Genomic DNA, 20312 nt, shown 5'->3' on the forward strand with positions numbered 1-20312 from the left:
TCAGCGCGCCAGCAGGCGGTCGACCTGCTGCAGCAGGCCGGCCAGCGGAGTGAAGCGCACGCAGGCGCCGGCGAGGGCGCCGAGCGTGTTGGCCACGACGTCGCGTGCGTCCATCGACCGCGTCTCCGGCACCAGGCTGCCCTGCAGGATCTCGATCGCGACGCCCAGCGCCACGAGTCCCGCCACCGCGCGCCACTGCGCCCGGCGGGTCGCGAACAGCCAGACCGCCCAGACCGCGAGCAGCGCGTAGCCGGCCGCATGCACGACCTTGTCGGTGCCGCTGGGCGTCTGCGCCATGTACGGCGCCGGCAGCAGGCAGACGGCGACGGTGCCGGCCAGCCCCGCGATCCAGACCGCCAGCCACAGCCGCGGATGCGCGAAATCGCGCATCAGAGCCGGCGGCTCAGGTCGCCCTCGGCGAAGGCGTGCTCGAGGTCGACCTCGCGGACGAAGCCCATGGCCTGGAAGCGTTCGCCCATCTCGCCCGGCAGGGTCAGGCGCTTGACCTGCTGCAGCCGGCGCTGGCGCAGGACCACGTCCTCGATGCGCTCGATCGCGGCCAGCTCGCCGGCCAGCCCGTTGCCGATCAGGAACGAGGCCTGCGAGCAGTAGCCGGCGAAGTCGAAGCCGGCGTGGGTGCCGCTCTCCACCAGCGCGGTGAAGTCGACGAAGGCGGTCAGGTCCTGCAGCCCGGGCAGGTGGAAGGGATCGGCGTGCGCACGATGCCGGTAATGGCAGACCAGGGTGCCGTCGCCGCGCTCGGGCAGGTAGTACTCGCGGCGCGGATAGCCGTAGTCGACGAACAGCATCGCGCCGCGCCCGAGCGTGCCCGCCACCGCCTGGATCCAGTACGGCAGCTGCGGCAGCGTCTCCGAGGCGTAGCCCTCGGGTAGCGGCGCGTCCAGCCGGCGCTGCAGGTGCGCGACCGCGCCGGCGACCAGCGCGTCGGCCGGCCGCGCCTCGAACGCGAAGCGCCCGTGTGCGTCGACCACCACGTGCTGCTCCCAGGCCTCGCCGCCGCGGACCTCGAAGCGGGTGGTCGGCAGCGCGTCGAGCACCTCGTTGGCGAACAGCACGCCCTGCCACGGCGCCTGCGGCGGCGCATCCAGCCAGCGCAGGCGCGCGGCGATGCCGGCGGGCAGCTCGGCCAGACGCGCGCGCTGGCGCTCGCGCAAGTCGGCGCTCGGCTCCAGGAGCGCGTAGTGCGCGGGCAGGGCGTCGAGTTCGGCCAGGCGCAGCAGCGCGTCGAAGGCGAAGGCGCCGGTGCCGCCGCCCAGCTCGACGAACTGCGCCTGCGGCCCGATCTCCCGCAACACCGGCGCGAGCGCGTTGGCGGTGCAGCGGGCGAAGGTCGGCCCCAGCTCCGGTGCGGTGACGAAGTCGCCCTCGGCGCCGAGCTTGCTGGAGCCGGCGCTGTAGTAGCCCAGCCCCGGCGCGTACAACGCCAGCTCCATGTAGCGCGAGAACGGGATGCTGCCGCCGGCCTCGGCGATCTGTGCGCGGATCAGCGCCGCCAGGCGCTCGCTGTGCGCACGCTGGTCGGCATCGGGTTCGGGCAGGGAGACTGTCATCGGATCCTCGCGCTGGACCGGGCAGGATAGCAGCGGCCGCCGCGGGACCCCGCCTCCTCCAGCGCAGCGCACGCGCAGGCTTCGCCCGCGGTTCACCGTCGCCCGTCGAGAGTCGTCGCCATGAGCAAGCCGCCCACCCGCCGCCTGCGCGGGCTGCCGATCGAGATCCAGGCCCGCCGCCTGCGCAGCGGGAGCGACCTGTCCACCCGCATCACCGACGCGGTCAGCGGCCTGCTCGGGCGCACGCCCGGCAGCGACGAGGACCGCAGCCCGACGCCGCACCTGCGCGCGCAGGAGATCGCCGACGCCGCCGCGCGCCGCGCCGGCGTGGTCGCCGGCTCGCTGGCGCTGCCGCCGGGCCCGCTGGGCTGGATGACGGTGCTGCCCGAGCTCTACGCGATCTGGACCATCCAGGCGCAGATGGTCGCCGACATCGCCGCGACCTACGGCCAGCACTGGCGCCTGGGTCGCGAGCAGATGCTGTTCTGCCTGTTCCGCCACACCGCGGCGCAGGCGTTCCGCGACTTCGCCGTGCGCGCCGGGCAGCGCTGGCTCGTCCAGGGCGCTACCCAGGAGGTGCTGACGCGCGCGGTGCGCCACGTCGGCGTGCACCTGTCGCGGCGCGCGCTGACCCGCGGCGTCTCGCGCTGGATGCCGGTGCTCGGCGCGGTCGGCGTCGGCACCTACGCCTGGTACGACACGCGCGAGGTCGCGCGCACCGCGATGGAGCTGTTCGCCCAGGCCGGCGACGAGGAGCGCGAGGCCCTCGCCGACGGGCAGGGCGGCTGACTCAGCGCCCGCGGAAGGCGTCGGCGAGCAGGGCCTCGTCGAAGGCGCCCCCTTCCGCACCGGTGGCGAAGCGGTACAGCGCGGCGGAATAGATGCCCGACAGCGCGGTCTGCACCAGGGCGAGCAGGCCCGTCGCCAGGACGCCGAGGACGATCAGCGCGAGGCCCGCGCCGGTCGACACCGACGCCATCAGGACCACGCCGCCGCCGATCAGGCCGATGCCGGCCAGGACCGTGAGCAGGCCGAAGGCGAGGCCGATCCCGCCGTTGCCGATCAGGTTCTCGCCCCAGCTGCGGCGCAGCAGCTGCGTGCTCTCGCGGATCGCGTCCAGCGGGCCGAGGTCGCGCGCGACCAGGACCGGCACCGTGAGGAAGGTCGCCACCGTCCACGCCGCGCCGAGCAGGCCGGTGACGATGCGCCCGACGAGCCCGAGACGTTCCTCCAGCGCACGCAGCAGCAGGCCGACGGTCGCCGCCACCGCGGCGTAGCCCAGGATCGCGCCGACCCTGCTCCAGGCGATGGCCAGGCCGTCGCGCACGGTCGGATCGCCGCCGTCGAGACGGATCATCGCCGCGCCCACCAGCGCGCAGTTGAAGAAGAACATCACGAAGTACTGGCTCAGGTAGAAGGCGAATGCCAGCAGGTACAGCGCCGGCGGGGCGCCCCTGCCCGCCCCGTCCAGCAGGCCGAGCCCGAACACCGGCAGCGCGAAGCTCAGCGCGACCAGCGCGGCGGCGCCGGCCGCGATCAGCGGAAACACCAGCAGCTCCTTGTCGGAGCGGAGTACGCCGGCGCTGGCCTTCACCAGCGCCCAGCTGCGCGAGAACTTCCCCATCATCGCCATCTCCCCTGTGCGGGCGGACGCCCGCGGCGGGCCGAGCTTAGCGGGCGAGCCGCCCTCAGTGCGCGGCCCCTGGCGGCGGGCCACCGGGCTGCGCCAGCGCATCGCGCGGATCGCGGGCGCCGGCGAGCAGGCGCAGGTCGGCACCGCCGGCGCGCTGGAACACGCGCAGGCCGAACTCGGGGACGATCGCCAGCAGGTGGTCGAAGATGTCGGCCTGCACGCTCTCGTGCACCACCCAGGCGGTGGACGCGGTGAAGCAGTAGATCTCCAGCGGCAGGCCGTCCGCGCCGGGCGCGAGCTGGCGCACCATCAGGGTCATGCCCGGATGGATGCCCGGGTGCTCGCGCAGGTAGCGCTCGACGTAGGCGCGGAAGGTGCCGAGGTTGGTGACCCGCCGCGCGTTGACCGGGTCCTTGCCTTCGTCGACGAGCTTCGCATTCCAGTCGTCGAGCTCGGCGCGCTTCTGCGCGAGGTAGTCGTCGATCAGGAAGAAGCGGCGCATGCGCTCGCGCTCGCCGGCGTCGAGGAAGCGCACGCTGGTCTGGTCGATCAGCAGCGCGCGCTTGATCCGTCGCCCGCCGGCCTCGCTCATGCCGCGCCAGTTCTTGAAGGTGTCGGTGATGAGGCGGTTGGTGGGGATCGTGGTGATCGTCTTGTCCCAGTTCTGCACCTTGACCGTGTGCAGCGAGATGTCGATCACGTCGCCGTCGGCGTTGAGCGCGGGCATCTCGATCCAGTCGCCGATGCGCACCATGTCGTAGGAGGACACCTGCACGCTCGCCACCAGCGACAGGATCGTGCTCTGGAACACCAGCATCAGCACTGCCGCCATCGCGCCCAGGCCGGCGAGCAGGGTGAACACGTCCTTGTCGAGGAAGGTGCCGACGATCATCAGCCCGCACACCACGAACAGCAGGATCTTGACCAGCTGCAGGTAGCCCTTGATCGGCTTGCTGTTGGCGTCCGGGCGATGCCGGTAGAGATCGTTGACGACGTTGAGCGCCGCGCTGATCGTCAGCACCAGGGTGAGGAAGACGAACGCCTGGGCCAGGCGCTGCACCAGCACCACCACCGCCGGTGCGAGATGCGGCACCAGCACGATGCCGCCCTGCACCACCAGCGCCGGCACCGCGTTGGCGAGGCGGCCGATCACCCGGTGCCGGGTGATGGCGCCGTCGCGGTCGATGGGCAGGCGCCGCGCCAGTCCGCGCAGGGCGCGCACGATGACGTTGCGGGTGACGAAGTTGGCGAGCCAGGCGACCAGGGCCAGCAGCAGCAGGCCCAGGACGCTCTCCAGGGCCGGATAGGCGGCGAGCCAGGCGAGGAAGGATTCGAAGCGCGCCATGCGCGGCATCTCCAGGACGTTGACGGCATGGCCGGAACGCGCGTGCGTCGCGTGCGCTGCGCACGGGCTTGCGGCGACAGGGCGGCGGAGTCTAGCAACCGCCGGCGGCGACGGATGCGCCGCCATCCGGCAGCCGGCACAATCGCCGCCCATGTCCGATCGCCCTGTCGCATTCGTCACCGGCGCCGCGCGCCGCGTCGGCGCCGCCATCGCCCGCGCGCTGCACGCCGCCGGCTACGACCTCGCCCTGCACTGCCGGAATTCGCGCGCCGACCTCGATGCGCTGGTGGCCGAACTGGAGGGCGTGCGCGGCGGCAGCACCCTGGCGCTGCAGGCGGAACTCGGCGATGCCGATGCGCTGCCGGGGCTGGTCGAGGCGGCACTGGCACGCTTCGGCCGCATCGACGCGCTGGTGAACAACGCCTCGGCGTTCTACCCGACGCCGGTGGGCACCGCGACGCCGGCGCAGTGGGACGAGCTGTTCGCCGCCAACGCGCGCGCGCCGTTCTTCCTCGCCCAGGCCGCGGCGCCGCACCTGCGCGCCGCGCGCGGCGCCATCCTCAACATGGCCGATGTCTACGCCGAACGCCCGCTGCCGCAGCACACGCTCTACTGCATGGCGAAGGCGGCGCTGGTGATGCTGACCCGCTCGCTCGCGCAGGAACTGGGACCCGAGGTGCGGGTGAACGCGATCGCGCCGGGCAACGTGCTGTGGTCGACCAACGAGGTGAAGGTGGAGACGGCCGAGCTGCTGGCCGCACGCACCGCGCTGGCGCGCCAGGGCTCGCCCGACGACATCGCCGCGGCCGCGCTCTACCTGCTGCGCGATGCGCGCTACACCACCGGCGTGGTCCTGCCGGTGGACGGGGGCCGGCTGCTGCATATCTGAGTGGGTGCAGCGGGGCCGAGGGCTCGCGGCGCAAGCCTCTCTGTTTCCCCGTTCCCCGTTCCCCGTTCCCCCGCCCTCCGCGCCGTGCCCGCTTCACCTTCCGGTCGCGCCTGAAGCCGCTCCTACGGAGGGGCCGTCGGGGCGTCGAGGAGCACGATGCCGGCCTCGGCCAGCAGTTCGCGGGCCGGGGTCTGTTCGGCCTCGCGCTTGCGGCGCGCGGCGGCGCCGGGGTACCAGCCGGCCGCCCGGCGCGACGCGAGCACGTCGATGTCGATGGCCACGCGCGCGGCACCGCGCTCGCGACCGAGGTCGGCCTCGATCGCCTTCAGGCGCGGCTCCAGGACGGCCTCGTCGAGCGCGCTGGCCAGCGTCGCCAGCACGTTGAAATAATCCGGGCCGGTCCCCGAGCGCGCGCGCATCCGCCGCACCGGCGACAGCGCGCGAACCGCGCCCAGCTCGCCGAGCCGCGCGAGCGCGACCTCCACCGTCGCGGACGTGTCCAGGTTGGAGCCCAGCAACAGCAGGAGCATCAGGCCGCCGGCGTCTCGCGCACGATCTCCACGCCGACGCGCTCGCAGCCGAGGGCGGCGGCGGCCAGCGGCTTGTGGATGCGCAGCCGCAGCCGGCGCGGGCCGAAGGCCTGGTGCAGCGCGCCGGCGCAGGCCTCGGCGAAGGTCTCCAGCAGCGCGTCGCGGCGCTCGCCGGCGAGCCGGTGCAACAGGTCGGCGACGGCGGCGTAGTCGAGCGCATCGGCGACGGCGTCGCTGGCGGCGGGGATGCGGTTGTCGCATTCGAACTCGACGTCCACGTGCAGCGCCTGCGGGCGCGCGCGCTCCCAGGCGTGGACGCCGATCACGGTCGAGAGCGCCAGGCCCTGGATGTACACGCGATCGCTCACGCCGCGATCTCCGGCAGTTCCGTCATGTCCCAACGCGGCTGCACGCGCACCGCCGCATCGGCGTGCTCGCCGGCGCCCAGGCGCAGCGCGCCGGCGAAGGCGATCATCGCGCCGTTGTCGGTGCACAGCGCCGGCGGCGGGAAGCAGGCGCGCCCGCCGCGGCGCGCCATCGCCTCGTCCAGCGCCGCGCGCAGGCGCAGGTTGGCGCCGACGCCGCCGGCGACCACGACCGTGTCGACGCCCGCCGCCTCGACCGCGCGCAGGCACTTGATCACCAGCGTCTCGACCACCGCCTCCTCGAAGCCGCGGGCGACATCGGCGCGGGTGGCGTCGCTGCCGTCGCTGCGCTGCCAGGCCAGCAGCACCTGCGTCTTCAGGCCGGAGAAGCTGAAATCCAGGCCCGGGCGGTCGGTCATCGGTCGTGCGAAGCGGAAGGTGCCCGACCGCCCCGCGCCGGCGAGCCGGGCGAGCTGCGGGCCGCCCGGGTACGGCAGGCCCATGAGCTTCGCGGTCTTGTCGAAGGCCTCGCCGGCGGCGTCGTCCAGGGTCTCGCCGAGCAGGCGGTAGCGGCCGATCGCCTCCACGTGCACCAGCTGCGTATGGCCGCCGGAGACCAGCAGCGCCACGAACGGGGGCGCCGGCGGCGCCTGCATGGTCGTGCCGCCCTCGATCCGCATCAGCGGCGCCAGCAGGTGCCCCTCCATGTGGTGCACGCCGACCGCCGGCACCTCGAGCGCCCAGGCCAGCGCGCGGGCGACGCCGGCACCGACCAGCAGCGCGCCGACCAGCCCAGGACCCGCGGTGTAGGCGACGCCGTCGATCTCGTCCAGGGACATGCCGGACTCGGCCAGGGTCTGCCGGATCAGCGGCAGCAGCTTGCGCACGTGGTCGCGGCTGGCGAGCTCCGGCACCACGCCGCCGTACTCGGCGTGCAGCTCGACCTGGCTGTAGAGCGCGTGCGCGCGCAGGCCGCGGTCGCTGTCGTAGACCGCCACGCCGGTTTCGTCGCAGGAACTCTCGATGCCGAGCACACGCATGAGGCACACCATCCGCAGGCGCCGCGCCGGGCGCGACGGGCCGGCCAGTCTAGCAACCGTGCATCGCGGGCGGCAGGAACTGCGCCAGGATCGGCTTGCCGGCCCTGGCCGCCATGGGTATAGTAGCCGGCTCGCCCGCCAGACCCGGGCGGTTCACCCGAATCCGAGACATCCATGCCGAACGTCAAAGTCCGCGAAAACGAGCCCTTCGAGTTCGCCCTCCGTCGCTTCAAGCGCACCTGCGAGAAGGCCGGGATCCTGGCCGAGACCCGCAAGCGCGAGTTCTACGAGAAGCCGACCCAGGAGCGCAAGCGCAAGCGTGCCGCCGCGGTGAAGCGCCATCTGCGTCGCGTCTCGCGCGACGTGACCAAGCGCCAGCGCCAGTACTGATTCGCGTCGATGCGCGGTGCGCGCCCTCCGGGTGTCGCGCGTCGCGAACCAGAAAGCCGGCCGCGTCGCGTACGCTGCCGGCTTTCTGCGCTTAGCGCGCGCGGCCGTTGCGCGCCGCAGCACCGCCGGCCACGGAGAACGACGATGTCCCTCAAGCAGCGCCTCACCGACGAGATGAAGGCGGCCATGAAGGCCGGCGACAAGGAGCGCCTGGGCGTGATCCGGCTGGTCAACGCCGCGATCAAGCAGCGCGAGGTCGACGAGCGCATCGAGCTCGACGACGCGCAGGTGCTGAGCGTGCTGGAGAAGATGGTCAAGCAGCGCAAGGATTCGGTCGCGCAGTACGAGGCCGCCGGGCGCGAGGACCTGGCCTCGGTCGAGCGCGCCGAGATCGCGGTGATCCAGGACTACCTGCCGGCGCCGCTGGACGAGGCCGAGCTGGACGCGCTGATCGACGCGGCGATCGCCGACACCGGCGCCAGCGGCCCGCAGGACATGGGCAAGGTCATGGCGGCGGTGAAGACCCGCGCCGCCGGCCGCGCCGACATGGGCACCGTGTCCGGCCGGGTCAAGGCCAGGCTGCGCTGACGACCCGCGCCGGCGTTTGATGCCGTCCCAGCGGCCCGGCTCGTCCGGGTCGCGGCGTTTCCGGGGCTGCGGCGACACCACCTTGGCACGCCTCCTGACAGCCTGAAGGCCGATTCCGTTTCCCGGCCCTGCGGCATGGTCCAGTTACTCCAGCGCCTGCGCTTGCGCTTCGGTCGCCTGGCGGCGCGCTTCCAGCGCAGTGTGGCGGGCGAGTTCGTCACCCGCTTCGGCGAGGCCGACCTGCTCTCGCAGGCCGCGGCGCTGGCCTTCTACGCCCTGCTGTCGATGGCCCCGCTGGTGGTGATCCTGCTGTGGATCACCGCCTCGCTCTACGCGCCCGCGCAGGAGGAGTTCTTCCGCCAGGTCCAGCTGCTGGCGGGCCCGGAGGCGGGCGAGACCGCGCGCATGGTGGTGCGCAATGCGGAGGCGCAGCCGTCGCTCGGCTCGGTCGCCGGCTGGATCAGCATCGCCAGCCTGCTGTTCGGCGCCTCGATCGTGTTCGCGCAGCTGCAGACCACGCTCAACCGCATCTTCGTCGCCGAGGCCGAGGAGATCGGCGGGGCGATGGACTGGCTGCGCAAGCGCCTGATCGCCTTCGGCATCGTGTTCTCGCTGAGCTTCCTGGTGATCGTCTCCATGGTCGCGCAGACGGCGCTGGAGGTCGTACTCGCGGGCCTGCCGAGCCTGTGGCCGGTGGCCACCGTGCTGCTGTCGTACGCGGTCTATGCCGTGGTCTTCGCGGCGATCTACACCTTCCTGCCCGACCGCCCGGTGCGCTGGCGCCTGGCGCTGCTGGGCGGGGCGATCACCGCGGCGCTGATCAGCGCCGGCCGCTTCGCGATCGGCCTGTACCTCGGCCGCAGCCCGCTCGGCTCGGTCTACGGGCCGGCCGGCGGGGTGGCGATCATGCTGGTGTGGATCTACTACTCCGGCGCGATGTTCTACATCGGCGCGCTGATCACCGCCCTGCTGCAGTCGCGCTTGCGCGCGCGTCGCGAGCGCGCCTCGGAGCGCAAACGCCGGGACGAACGCAACGCCGCCACCTAGCGCCGCCGCGGTACCGCCAAGCCCTATCATTGCGCGATGGCCGGCCGCATCCCCGACGCGTTCCTCGACGAACTCCTCGCGCGTACCGACATCGTCGAGCTGATCAACGCGCGGGTGCCGCTGAAGCGGCAGGGCCGCGAGTACGCGGCCTGCTGTCCGTTCCACAACGAGCGCTCGCCGAGCTTCACGGTCAGCCCGACCAAGCAGTTCTACCACTGCTTCGGCTGCGGCGCGCACGGCACCGCGCTGCGCTTCCTGATGGAATACGACCGCCTCGAATTCCTCGACGCGGTGGACGAACTGGCCAAGCGCGCCGGCCTCGAGGTGCCGCGCGAAACCCGCCAGTCCGACCAGGCGCGCGGCGAGTTCGACGCCCTGCTCGGGATCAGCGCGGCCGCCGCCGGCTTCTTCCAGCACCAGCTGGCGCTGGCGGACGCCGCCCGCCGCTACCTCGACCGCCGCGGCGTCGACGCCGAGGTCCGCGCGCGCTACCAGATCGGCTACGCGCCCGCCGGCTGGGACGCGCTGCGCGAGGCGCTGGGCACCGATCCGCAGCGCCTGCAGGCGCTCGAGCGCGCCGGGCTGCTCTCGCGCAACGATGCCGGCCGCGTCTACGACAAGTTCCGCGACCGCGTCATGTTCCCGATCCACGACCGCCGCGGGCGTCCGATCGCCTTCGGCGGCCGCGTGCTGGGCAAGGACGACGGCCCGAAGTACCTGAACTCGCCGGAGACGCCGCTGTTCCACAAGGGCCGCGAGCTCTACGGGCTGTGGCAGGTGAAGCAGGCGCACGCCAAGATCCCGCGGCTGATCGTGGTCGAGGGCTACATGGACGTGGTGGCGCTGGCGCAGTACGGCGTCGACACCGCGGTGGCCACCCTGGGCACGGCGACCACCGGCGACCACGCCGAGCTGCTGTTCCGCAGCGCCCCCGACGTACTGTTCTGCTTCGACGGCGACCGCGCGGGACGCGGCGCCGCCTGGAAGGCGCTGGAGGCGGTGCTGCCGCGCATGCGCGACGGCCGCCAGGCGTTCTTCCTGTTCCTGCCGGAGGGCGAGGATCCGGACACCATCGTGCGCAAGGACGGCGCGGGCGGCTTCGAGCAGCGTCTGCAGACGGCGACGCCGCTGTCGGAGTTCCTGTTCGCCGAGCTGTCGCAGGACATCAACCTGGGCACCCTGGACGGCAAGGCGCGCCTGGCCGAACGTGCACGGCCGCTGCTGGCGCAGATCCCCGACGGCGCCTTCGGCGACCTGATGCGCCAGCGCCTGGGCGAGATCACCGGGCTGGCCGCGGCGCCGTCGGCCGGCCCGGCCGCGCTGGCGCCGGCGCCGGTGCCGCGCCGCGCCGGCGGCGCACCGGCACCCAGGCGCAGCCTGGTGCGCGGCGCCATCGCCCTGCTCCTGCACCGGCCGCGCCTGGCCGAGTCGGTGCAGCCGCCCTTCCTGTTCGCGGCGCTGCGCCAGCCGGGGGTACCCCTGCTGGTGGAACTGCTCGGCCTGATCCGCGAGCGACCGGACATCAGCACCGGCATCATCCTCGAGCACTTCGCCGGCCGTCCGGAGGAGGCGCCGCTGCAGAAGCTCGCCGTGCAGGACCTGCCCGGGGACGAGAAGCTCCTGCGCACCGAGTTCGCCGACGCGCTGGTCCAGCTAGACCGCCAGACGGTCGCCCAGCGGATCGCCGAGCTGCAGGCCGCGCAGCGCGCGGCCGGCCTCGACGCGGGTCAGAAGGACGAGCTGCGCGCCCTGCTGAGCTGGCGCGCACAGCGCTGAGCCCGCGCCAATCGATATTACGAACGATTCACATTTGCTACACTCTTGCGTCGCAGCACGGCGCCTTCAGCGCGTGCGGCCAGGGCGTGCGCCGCCCGCTTCCTGTCGACGCCCGCCGTAGCCACAGCGCCATCCGGGCCACCCACTCCGTCCGCAAAGGGGACCCGAATGCACCGCTTCACCGCGCCTGTCCGCACGTCCGCGCTCCGCCACAACCGCCTCGCCCTCGCCATCCTGCTCGCCGCCAGCGCGCCCGCCGCCCTCGCCCAGCAGGTCGGCGACGACGCGGAGGACGAGGCCCGGCGCATGGACACGGTCACGGTGACCGCCGAGCAGATCGCCCGCCAGGCGCTCGGCAGCTCGATCATCACCGTCGACGACATCGAGCGCCGGCCGCCGGCCAACGACCTGTCCGAGCTGATCCGGACCATGCCGGGCGTCAACCTCACCGGCAACAGCGCCTCCGGCCAGTACGGCAACAACCGCCAGATCGACATCCGCGGCATGGGCCCGGAGAACACCCTGATCCTGGTCGACGGCCGCCCGATCAGCTCGCGCAACTCCGTGCGCATGGGCCGCAGCGGCGAGCGCAACACCCGCGGCGACACCAACTGGGTGCCGGCCGACGCGGTGGAGCGCATCGAGGTCCTGCGCGGCCCCGCCGCCGCGCGCTACGGCTCCGGCGCCTCCGGCGGCGTCGTCAACATCGTCACCAAGAAGCCCACCGGCGACTTCGGCGGCTCGGTCACCGCCTACGCCAATGCGCCTGAGCATTCCGAGGAGGGTGCCAGCAGGCGCGTCGGCTTCAATCTCAGCGGCCCGCTGGCGGATGCACTCTCGTTCCGCCTCTACGGCAACGTCGCCAGGACCGAGGCCGACGACATCTCGCTCAACGCCGACACCCCCGGCGGCCAGGGCGACGACGTGATCGTGCCGCCGGCCGGCCGCGAGGGCGTGCGCAACCGCGACATCGACGGCCTGCTGCGCTGGGACGCGAACGACGACCATGTGGTCGAGCTGCAGGCCGGCTTCAGCCGCCAGGGCAACATCTACGCCGGCGACCGCGCGGTCAGCAGCAACGGTACCGAACTCCTCGAGCAGCTCGCCGAGAGCGGCGCCGAGACCAACATCATGTACCGCCGCAGCGCCAGCCTGACCCACCGCGGCAGCTACGCCTGGGGCTCGAGCCGGCTCAGCCTGGCCAACGAGGACACCGACAACAAGCGCCTCAACGAGGGCCTGGCGGGCGGACCCGAGGGCAGCATCAATACCGATGCGGTCTTTTCGACCTCCAACCTGCGCTCCTGGCGCCTGGACGGCGAGGCGAACATCAACCTCGATGCCGGCGTGGAGCAGGTGGTGACCGTCGGCTTCGAGTATCGCGACGAGCGCCTCGACGACCCGTTCTCCGTGACCCAGAGCGCGGACGGCGGCGACGGCGTCCCCGGCCTGGACGATCGCAGCGGTCGCAACGACATGACCACCGAGGCCGTGTTCGTCGAGGACAACATCTACGCGACCGAGCGCCTGATCCTCACCCCGGGCCTGCGCTTCGACCACAGCGACAAGTTCGGCGGCAACTGGAGCCCGAGCCTCAACGTCTCCTACGACCTGACCGACACCTGGATGCTCAAGGGCGGCATCGCCCGCGCCTACAAGGCGCCGAACCTCTACCAGAGCAACCCGGGCTACCTCTACTACACCCGCGGCAACGGCTGTCCCTACAACTTCCCCAACCTCGGCGGCGGCTGCTACATCCAGGGCAGCGCGGACCTCGACCCCGAGACCAGCATCAACAAGGAGATCGGCGTCGCCTACGACGACGATCGCGGCCTCACCGCCAGCCTCACCTACTTCGACAACGACTACCGCGACAAGATCGTCACCGGGCTGGAGCCGCAGGGCGTCAACGGCGCCACCCAGATCTTCGCCTGGGAGAACGCGCCGGAGGCCTCGGTGCGCGGCGTCGAGGGCAGCCTCAACCTGCCGCTCGACGGCAACGGCGGCCGCACCCTGAAGTGGACCAACAACCTGACCTGGATGCTCGACAACGAGAACGAGGAAACCGGGCAGCCGCTGTCGATCATCCCCGAGTACACCCTCAACACCGGGCTCGACTGGCAGGCCACCGACGACCTCGACCTGCTGCTGACCGGCACCTTCTACGGCGATCAGGAACCGCCGACGCTGTCGATCGGCGGTGCGCCGCTCGAGGGCGACGCGCTCGAGGAGCGCGACGCCTACAACGTCTGGAACCTCGGTGTCGGCTACACGGTGTCCGCGGCGTGGCGGCTCGGCGCGGGCGTCAACAACATCTTCGACGAGCGCCTGTTCCGCGAGGCCAACAACACCTCGCAGGGCGCGGCGACCTACAACGAGCCGGGCCGCCTGTACTACGTCTCGCTGACCGCGCGCTTCTGATCCATCGCCGCCCGCCGCGGCGACGCGCCAGACAGAAGGCCCGGCACCTACGTGCCGGGCCTTCCTTTTTCCTGTACCTGCGCGGGGAGCGGCTCAGCCGACCCGCTCGAACTCCAGGCCTGGCGCGGCGAATCCGGCGCCCGGCAGCAGCCAGTGGTCGGCGAGCAGGAAGGCGAACAGCGCCATCAGGTAGACGACCGAATAGTTGAACGTGCGCATGGCGTAGAACTCGTCCGGCGGGTCCATCAGCCGGACCGCCATCCACAGGAACACCGCGCCCAGCACCACCGCGCCACCGAGGTAGAACAGTCCGCTCATCCCGGTCACGAACGGCAGCAGGGTCACCAGCACCAGCAGCACGGTGTAGAACAGGATCTGCCAGCGCGTATAGGTCACCCCGTGGGTCACCGGCAGCATCGGGATCATCGCGCGGGCGTAGTCCTCGCGGCGGAAGATCGCCAGCGCCCAGAAGTGCGGCGGCGTCCACACGAAGATGATCAGGCACAGCAGCAGCGAATGCGGGTGCACGCCCCAGGGCTCGACCCAACCGGTGACGGCGGTCCAGCCGAGCACCGGCGGCGCGGCACCGGCGATGCCGCCGATCACGATGTTCTGCGGCGTCGCCCGCTTCAGCCAAACGGTGTAGATCACCGCATAGCCCATCAGCGAGGCGAAGGTCAGTAGCGCGGTCAGCAGGTTGACCTGCCACACCAGCAGGCCCATCGACAGCGCCCCCAGCACCAGGGCGAAGGCCACCGCCTGGCGCACCGTCACCGTGCCGGTAGGCAGCGGCCGCCACGAGGTGCGCGCCATGATCGCGTCGATGCGGGCGTCGAGGATCTGGTTGATCGCCGCCGCCGAGGCCGCGGCCAGCCAGATGCCGAGCGTGCCGAACACCAGCGCGCGCCACGGCGGCATGCCCGGCGTGGCCAGCAGCATGCCGACGAGCGCGGTGAACACGATCAGCGCGACGACGCGCGGCTTGGTCAGTTGCCAATACTGGCGTGCGGTGGAGGTGGACGTCATGGGTCGCGGATCACTGTGGCGTGCGCAGGCGCGTCAGCAGCGACACCACCACGAAGAGCAGCGCGGCCGCACCGGCATTGTGGGCCACCGCCACCGCCAGCGGCAGGCCGAAGTGCACGTTGCTGATGCCGAGCGCGACCTGCGCCACCAGCAGCACGGCAAGCGCCGTGCCCCACGGCCGCAGCCCAGGCGTACGCCAGAGCCGGACCGCCACCATCAGCAGGTGGCCGAACACCAGCAGTGCGACCAGGCGGTGCGCCATCTGGATCGCCACGCGCGCGTCGCCGTCGAGCACGCCGCCCTCGTAGTCGACGCCGATCCCGCGCCAGAGCACGAAGGCCTCGCGCCAGTCGGCCTGCGGCCACCATTGGCCGGCGCAGGTCGGGAAGTCGGTGCCGCAGGCGAGCGCCGCGTAGTTGGCGCTGGTCCAGCCGCCGAGCGCGATCTGCAGGACCAGCAGGCCCAGGCCGATCGCGAGCAGGCGCCTGAGCTTCGGCGCGTCGGCCTGCACCAGCATGCTGCCGGCGGTCGCGCGCCAGGCCATGAAGGCCAGCAGCGAGAACGTGGCCAGGCCGCCGAGCAGGTGGCCCATGACCACGATCGGCTTCAGCAGCCAGGTCACCGTCCACATGCCGAGCAGGGCCTGGAACACGATCACCGCGAGCGTGAGCGCCGCCACCCGCGACAGGTCGGCATTGCTCCAGCGCAGCGCGGCGACGACGAGGATCAGCTCGCCGAGCCCGGCCAGCAGGCTCGCCGCGACGTGCGCGCCCTGCATGTAGAGCGGGATCGCGGCCGCCACCAGCACGCTCGCGCCGACGACCGCGGCCATTCCGAAGCGGCGCCGGCGCGCGGCAAGCAGCGCCAGTGCCAGCACACCCAGGCCGAGCGTCGCCGCCAGGTGCCGGTGCAGCTGCTCGCGCCATGCCTTGTGCGTCTCCACCGGCCGCGCGAAGGCCCGCCCGGCCTCCTCCAGGTGCGCGGCCGGATCCGCCTGCGTCGGCCATGCCGCGCGGCCGTAGCAGGTCGGCCAGTCCGGGCAGGACAGGCCGGCATCGGACAGGCGCACGAACGCGCCGAACACGATCACGACCGTGGCGAGCGCGAAGGCCAGCCAGGCGAGGCGATGGAAATGCTTGTACATGGTCGGTCGGGATCCTGGGAGCGGCGCGCTCACTTGAGCTTGAGCAGGGTCGCGAGGTCGGCACGCAGCCCCGCGACGTCGAAGCCAGGGCGATAGCGGAGGATGACGAAGCCGTTGGGATCGATCACGTGGACGGGCGCGGGACTGCCGGCGATCGGCATCGGAACCAGCTCCTGCCACAGCGGTTCCGGCTCGATCCGTACGAAGGACGTCGGCAGGTCGACCCCGGCCGGCGCCTCGCCCTGCCAAAGCACGTCGACATGGTCGGCGCGGCGCCCCATCAGCTCCCACACCTTGACCATGTCGCGTGCCAGCGCGGCGCAGGCGTCGTCGCACGGACCCGCCACCTGAACCAGGATCCGCCAGGTGCGCGCGGCCGGGTCCCAGCCATAGGTGCCGCCGTGCAGGCGCTGCGGCGGCAGCTCGCGCAGGTCGACCGGTGGTTCGAGCAGCTGGCCGTTGGCCTTGTTCCCGCCGGGCTGCCAGCCGGAGAAGCGCAGGGCACCGGCGACGAAGGCGCCGCCGAAGAACAGCACGAACAGGATGATCAGGACACGGCGCCCGCTGCGGCGGTTCGCGTCGGCGGGCGACGCCGGCGGCACCGGGGGCGTGGAGGGAGGTGTCATCGGGAAGGTCTCCTCAGTCCCACCACCAGCGCCGCGACGGCGGTCGCCAGCGCAAGACCGAACCACTGCAGGGCATAGCCGCGATGGCGCTCGGGTGGAAGGGTGTTGGCGAGTACCTCGAGGTCGCGCCGACCGGTGTCGAGGCCGGCGACGTCGAGGTCGGGGTCGAGCCGCAGCACCCGCGGGGCGAGTGCGACGCCGAGGCCCTCGGAAATGGCGGGCATGTCCATGCGCATCGCCAGCAGACGGCCCTCGTCCAGGGCCTGCACCGCCACGCCCATTGCGATCCCCGGGGCCGGCGGCGTGGCGAGCAGCCCCCGCACGCGCACCTCGCCCTCCGGCCGCGCGGGACGGGGCATGCGCGTGCGCTGCGGGACGGCGAACCAGCCGAGGTCGACCAGGACCGCCCTGGAAGCGCCCTCGGGCATGAAGGCGCGATAGGCGCGCACGCCACCGACGCCGCCCTGCAGCTGGTTGTCCAGCAGCAGGGCCGGCGCATCGAGGAAGCGCCCTTCGCCCGCGCTCCAGGCCAGCGCGGTCGCGTCGCGCGCCGCCTCGGTGCGCAGCGGCCGCGGATCGCGCTCGGCCAGCACCCGCGCATTCGCCTCGAGCAGGGCCTGCTTCTCGAGCGCACGGGCGTACTGCCAACGGCCGAGCGCGGCGAAGCCGGCGACCGCGATCACCGCGACGCACCACAGCAGCCAGCGTGGCAGGCGGGGCTTCACCGGGGACATGCGGAACGCGGGTGGAGGATAATGTGCCTCCCCTGCTGTCGCCCGGAGCCGCGCATGAAAACGTTGATCATCGTTGCGTTTCTCGCGCTCATCCTGTGGAACCTGGGCGCGGGCCTGTACTACATGCTCGTCGACCGCGGCACCACCCGACGGACGGTCAACGCGCTCACCAGGCGCATCGCGCTGTCGGTGGCGCTGATCGTGCTGGTCGTCGTCGGCATCGTCACCGGGGTCATCCAGCCGCACGACATCGGCGGCTGACGCGCGGCCGGGACGCGTCCGGCGCCCCTGCCGCAGGGCGCCAGGCGCCCCATTCGCGACAACGGCCGCGCTCCAGGCGGATGCGCAGCCGTCGTCCGATCCCGTCGGCGATCGATCAGATCACGTAGACGAACAGGAACAGGCCCAACCACACCACGTCGACGAAGTGCCAGTACCAGGCCACCGCCTCGAAGCCGAAGTGGTTGTCGCGGGTGAAGTGCCCCTTGAGGCAGCGGAACCAGATCACGATCAGCATCACCGTGCCCAGGAACACGTGGGCGCCGTGGAAGCCGGTCAGCATGAAGAAGGTCGAGCCGTAGATGCCCGAACCCAGGGTCAGGTTGAGCTCGCGGTAGGCGTGGATGTACTCCTCGACCTGGAACGCCAGGAACACCGCGCCCAGCAGGATGGTGGCGCCGAGCATCACCAGCAGGCGACCGCGATGCGCGGCCTTGAGCGCATGGTGCGCCGAGGTGATGGTCACGCCCGAGGTCAGCAGGATCAGGGTGTTCAGCAGCGGCAGGCCCCAGGGGGCGATGGTCTGGAAGTCGCCGCCGACCTGCGACGGGCCCGACGACGGCCAGGCCGCATCGAAGTCGCTCCACAGCAGGGCATGGGTGGCCACCCCGTCGCCTGCGCCGCCGAGCCACGGCACGCTCAGCGAGCGGGCGTAGAACAGCGCGCCGAAGAAGGCGGCGAAGAACATGATCTCGGAGAAGATGAACCAGATCATGCCCATGCGGAACGAGGTGTCCACCTGGCGGTTGTAGTTTCCGTCCGAGGACTCGCCGACGACGTTCGCGAACCAGCCGCAGAACATCACCACGACCAGGGCGATGCCGGCGAAGAACACGAGCTGACCCCAGCCAGCGCCGTTGAGCCAGCTGGCGACGCCGACCATCATCACCAGCATCGCCATCGAGCCGAAGATCGGCCAGATGCTCCTGTGCGGGACGAAGTAGACGTTGGGATCGTGGTGGTTGGCGTGTGCCATGTCGGGCGGTTCCAGATAGGCGTCGAGGTGGTTCAGGCGACCGCTGCGCGGAAGGCCTGGTGCCTGCGCGCGCTCATACGAGCAGGCCCTGCAGGATGAAGACGATATAGATCAGCGCCGCGATCGCCGCCACCACCGCCACCGTCAGCCGCACGCTGCGGCGACGGGATGCGGGGTCGAAGCGGGTCGGTTCGGGGGCCATCGATCGTGCCGGAGGCCGCGGTGACGGGCACCGCGACCATGCCTCATCAGTGGGTGACGTCGCCGTGGGCGAGGTCGCCGTCGCGGATCACCGGCGGCTTCTCGAACGTGTGGTGCGGCGCCGGACTCGGCACGGTCCACTCCAGGCCCCGCGCGCCGTCCCAGGCCCGCGCCTCGGCACGGCGCCCGTACTTGAGCGAGTGCAGCAGGAGCGCGGCCATGATCACCGGCGACAGCAGCATGCCCGCGGCGCCGATCGAGCTGACCATGTTCCAGTCGGCGAAGGCGACGTTGTAGTCCGGGATGCGGCGCGGCATGCCGGCCAGGCCGAGGAAGTGCTGCGGGAAGAACAGGATGTTGACGAACACCACGCTCCACCAGAAGTGGAACTGGCCGAGCTTCTCGTTGTAGTGGCGGCCGGTCCACTTGGGCCACCAGTAGTAGGTCGCGGCGATGATCGAGAACACCGCGCCGGTCACCAGCACGTAGTGGAAGTGCGCCACCACGAAGTAGGTGTCGTGGTACTGGAAGTCGGCCGGCACGATCGCGAGCATCAGGCCCGAGAAGCCGCCGATGGTGAACAGGATCACGAAGCCGACCGCGAAGAGCATCGGCGTCTCGAAGCTGATCGAGCCCCGCCACATCGTGGAGACCCAGTTGAACACCTTCACGCCAGTCGGGATCGCGATCAGCATGGTCGCGTACATGAAGAACAGCTCGCCGCCCAGCGGAAGGCCGACGGTGAACATGTGGTGCGCCCACACGATGAACGACAGGAAGGCGATCGAGGCGGTCGCGTAGACCATCGCCTGGTAACCGAACAGCGGCTTGCGCGAGAACGCCGGGATGATCTCGGAGACCACGCCGAACGCCGGCAGGATCAGGATGTAGACCTCGGGATGGCCGAAGAACCAGAAGATGTGCTGGTACATCACCGGGTCGCCGCCGCCGGCGGCGTTGAAGAACGAGGTGCCGAAGAAGCGGTCGGTCAGCAGCATCGTCACCGCGCCCGCGAGCACCGGCATCACCGCGATCACCAGGAACGCGGTGATCAGCCAGGTCCACACGAACAGCGGCATCTTGAGCAGGTCCATGCCCGGCGCGCGCATGTTGAGCACGGTCGCGATGATGTTGATCGCGCCCATGATCGACGATATGCCGAGCACGTGGATGGCGAAGATGCCGAAGGCGAGGTTGGCGCCCTGCTGCAGCGACAGCGGCGGGTACAGCGTCCAGCCCGCGGCCGGCGCGCCGCCCGGCAGGAAGAAGGTCAGCAGCAGCAGGATGAAGCCGACCGGCAGCAGCCAGAACGACATGTTGTTCATGCGCGGCAGCGCCATGTCGGGCGCGCCGACCTGCAGCGGGATCATCCAGTTGGCCAGGCCGGTGAAGGCCGGCATGACGCCGCCGAAGATCATGACCAGCGCATGCACGGTGGTCATGGAGTTGAAGAACTGCGGCTCGACGAACTGCAGGCCCGGCGTCGCCAGCTCGGCGCGGATCACGCCGGACATCGCACCGCCGATCACGAACATCACGAACGCGAACAGCAGGTACAGCGTGCCGATGTCCTTGTGATTGGTGCTGAAGAACCACCGCTCCACGAAGCCCTGCTTGTGGCCGTGGTGGTCGTGGGTTTCGACATGCGCCCGGTCAGCGGTGGTGACGTGGTCGATGGCCATGATTCGTTGTCCTGCTTGAGACTTCGCTCGTTACGGCGCGCCGCCTGGG

At 71.6% G+C, this 20312-nt stretch carries 22 protein-coding genes; 8 read left to right on the forward strand and 14 right to left on the reverse strand.

The genetic code is table 11. The annotated features are described in order from the left end of the window. Positions 1–390 (reverse strand): VanZ family protein, encoded by a 390-nt coding sequence (locus tag KB893_RS12970; protein WP_211925983.1) that lies wholly within the window; start codon positions 388–390, stop codon positions 1–3. Then, positions 390–1571, reverse strand: a complete 1182-nt coding sequence (locus KB893_RS12975) for a class I SAM-dependent methyltransferase (RefSeq protein ID WP_211925984.1) — start codon at positions 1569–1571, stop codon at positions 390–392. Before KB893_RS12975 ends, KB893_RS12970 begins: the two co-directional genes overlap by 1 nt. 120 nt (positions 1572–1691) lie before the next feature. On the opposite strand from KB893_RS12975, the gene KB893_RS12980 reads away from it, so the two are divergent. After that, positions 1692–2360 (forward strand): hypothetical protein, encoded by a 669-nt coding sequence (locus KB893_RS12980; protein ID WP_211925985.1) that lies wholly within the window; start codon positions 1692–1694, stop codon positions 2358–2360. Position 2361: 1 nt separating this feature from the next. On the opposite strand, the gene KB893_RS12985 is transcribed toward KB893_RS12980, so the two are convergent. Then, positions 2362–3198 carry a DUF6159 family protein gene (locus KB893_RS12985; protein ID WP_211925986.1) on the reverse strand — a complete coding sequence of 279 codons (837 nt, stop codon included), beginning with the start codon at positions 3196–3198 and terminating at the stop codon, positions 2362–2364. Positions 3199–3259: 61 nt separating this feature from the next. Then, on the reverse strand, positions 3260–4549 hold the full coding sequence (locus tag KB893_RS12990) for a mechanosensitive ion channel family protein (protein WP_246505639.1): 1290 nt from the start codon (positions 4547–4549) through the stop codon (positions 3260–3262). A 151-nt stretch (positions 4550–4700) separates the two neighbouring features. Between KB893_RS12990 and KB893_RS12995 the strand changes: the two genes are divergently transcribed. After that, the gene (locus KB893_RS12995; RefSeq protein WP_211925988.1) at positions 4701–5438 is read left to right on the forward strand and encodes a pteridine reductase; all 738 of its coding nucleotides are present in this window, start codon (positions 4701–4703) and stop codon (positions 5436–5438) included. Between the two features lie 122 nt (positions 5439–5560). On the opposite strand, the gene KB893_RS13000 is transcribed toward KB893_RS12995, so the two are convergent. From KB893_RS13000 to tsaD, 3 genes are read right to left on the reverse strand one after another with little or no spacing between them, the layout of a single operon-like run. Next, positions 5561–5968 (reverse strand): 2-amino-4-hydroxy-6-hydroxymethyldihydropteridine diphosphokinase, encoded by a 408-nt coding sequence (locus KB893_RS13000; protein ID WP_211925989.1) that lies wholly within the window; start codon positions 5966–5968, stop codon positions 5561–5563. Then, the gene (locus tag KB893_RS13005; protein ID WP_211925990.1) at positions 5968–6336 is read right to left on the reverse strand and encodes a dihydroneopterin aldolase; all 369 of its coding nucleotides are present in this window, start codon (positions 6334–6336) and stop codon (positions 5968–5970) included. Before KB893_RS13005 ends, KB893_RS13000 begins: the two co-directional genes overlap by 1 nt. Further along, on the reverse strand, positions 6333–7373 hold the full coding sequence (tsaD, locus tag KB893_RS13010; RefSeq protein WP_211925991.1) for a tRNA (adenosine(37)-N6)-threonylcarbamoyltransferase complex transferase subunit TsaD: 1041 nt from the start codon (positions 7371–7373) through the stop codon (positions 6333–6335). Before tsaD ends, KB893_RS13005 begins: the two co-directional genes overlap by 4 nt. A gap of 174 nt (positions 7374–7547) precedes the next feature. Between tsaD and rpsU the strand changes: the two genes are divergently transcribed. The 5 genes from rpsU to KB893_RS13035 all read left to right on the forward strand — a co-directional run bounded on the left by rpsU (position 7548) and on the right by KB893_RS13035 (position 13595). Then, the gene (gene rpsU, locus KB893_RS13015) at positions 7548–7763 is read left to right on the forward strand and encodes a 30S ribosomal protein S21 (protein ID WP_211925992.1); all 216 of its coding nucleotides are present in this window, start codon (positions 7548–7550) and stop codon (positions 7761–7763) included. 144 nt (positions 7764–7907) lie between these two features. Then, positions 7908–8351, forward strand: coding sequence for a GatB/YqeY domain-containing protein (locus KB893_RS13020; RefSeq protein WP_211925993.1), 444 nt, complete (start codon positions 7908–7910; stop codon positions 8349–8351). A 135-nt stretch (positions 8352–8486) separates the two neighbouring features. Continuing rightward, complete coding sequence (locus tag KB893_RS13025; RefSeq protein WP_211925994.1) at positions 8487–9398, forward strand: YihY/virulence factor BrkB family protein; 912 nt, start codon at positions 8487–8489, stop codon at positions 9396–9398. A 36-nt stretch (positions 9399–9434) separates the two neighbouring features. Beyond that, positions 9435–11174: a DNA primase gene (gene dnaG / locus KB893_RS13030; RefSeq protein WP_211925995.1), complete on the forward strand. Its 1740-nt coding sequence runs from the start codon at positions 9435–9437 to the stop codon at positions 11172–11174. A 168-nt stretch (positions 11175–11342) separates the two neighbouring features. Further along, positions 11343–13595 (forward strand): TonB-dependent siderophore receptor, encoded by a 2253-nt coding sequence (locus KB893_RS13035; RefSeq protein WP_213173777.1) that lies wholly within the window; start codon positions 11343–11345, stop codon positions 13593–13595. Positions 13596–13688: 93 nt separating this feature from the next. Here KB893_RS13035 and cyoE read toward each other — a convergent pair whose 3' ends face one another. The 4 genes from cyoE to KB893_RS13055 are packed head-to-tail and all read right to left on the reverse strand — an operon-like array spanning position 13689 to position 17116. Further along, the gene (cyoE, locus tag KB893_RS13040) at positions 13689–14621 is read right to left on the reverse strand and encodes a heme o synthase (protein ID WP_211925997.1); all 933 of its coding nucleotides are present in this window, start codon (positions 14619–14621) and stop codon (positions 13689–13691) included. 10 nt (positions 14622–14631) lie between these two features. Then, a complete protein-coding gene (locus KB893_RS13045; RefSeq protein WP_211925998.1) occupies positions 14632–15765 on the reverse strand; it encodes a COX15/CtaA family protein in 1134 nt (377 codons plus the stop codon). Between the two features lie 29 nt (positions 15766–15794). Then, a complete protein-coding gene (locus KB893_RS13050) occupies positions 15795–16391 on the reverse strand; it encodes a hypothetical protein (RefSeq protein WP_246505641.1) in 597 nt (198 codons plus the stop codon). Beyond that, on the reverse strand, positions 16388–17116 hold the full coding sequence (locus KB893_RS13055) for an SURF1 family protein (protein ID WP_338026954.1): 729 nt from the start codon (positions 17114–17116) through the stop codon (positions 16388–16390). Before KB893_RS13055 ends, KB893_RS13050 begins: the two co-directional genes overlap by 4 nt. 63 nt (positions 17117–17179) lie before the next feature. On the opposite strand from KB893_RS13055, the gene KB893_RS13060 reads away from it, so the two are divergent. Further along, a complete protein-coding gene (locus KB893_RS13060) occupies positions 17180–17386 on the forward strand; it encodes a twin transmembrane helix small protein (protein WP_211928094.1) in 207 nt (68 codons plus the stop codon). Between the two features lie 115 nt (positions 17387–17501). On the opposite strand, the gene KB893_RS13065 is transcribed toward KB893_RS13060, so the two are convergent. The 3 genes from KB893_RS13065 to ctaD form a co-directional block, all read right to left on the reverse strand. Continuing rightward, on the reverse strand, positions 17502–18380 hold the full coding sequence (locus KB893_RS13065) for a cytochrome c oxidase subunit 3 (RefSeq protein ID WP_211928093.1): 879 nt from the start codon (positions 18378–18380) through the stop codon (positions 17502–17504). Positions 18381–18453: 73 nt separating this feature from the next. After that, the gene (locus tag KB893_RS18585; RefSeq protein WP_263858590.1) at positions 18454–18582 is read right to left on the reverse strand and encodes a hypothetical protein; all 129 of its coding nucleotides are present in this window, start codon (positions 18580–18582) and stop codon (positions 18454–18456) included. Between the two features lie 46 nt (positions 18583–18628). Beyond that, positions 18629–20263, reverse strand: a complete 1635-nt coding sequence (gene ctaD / locus KB893_RS13070) for a cytochrome c oxidase subunit I (RefSeq protein ID WP_213173778.1) — start codon at positions 20261–20263, stop codon at positions 18629–18631. Positions 20264–20312 lie beyond the last annotated feature (49 nt).

The sequence above is a fragment of the Coralloluteibacterium stylophorae genome, assembly GCF_018122625.2.
In the GTDB taxonomy this organism is placed as follows: domain Bacteria; phylum Pseudomonadota; class Gammaproteobacteria; order Xanthomonadales; family Xanthomonadaceae; genus Coralloluteibacterium; species Coralloluteibacterium stylophorae.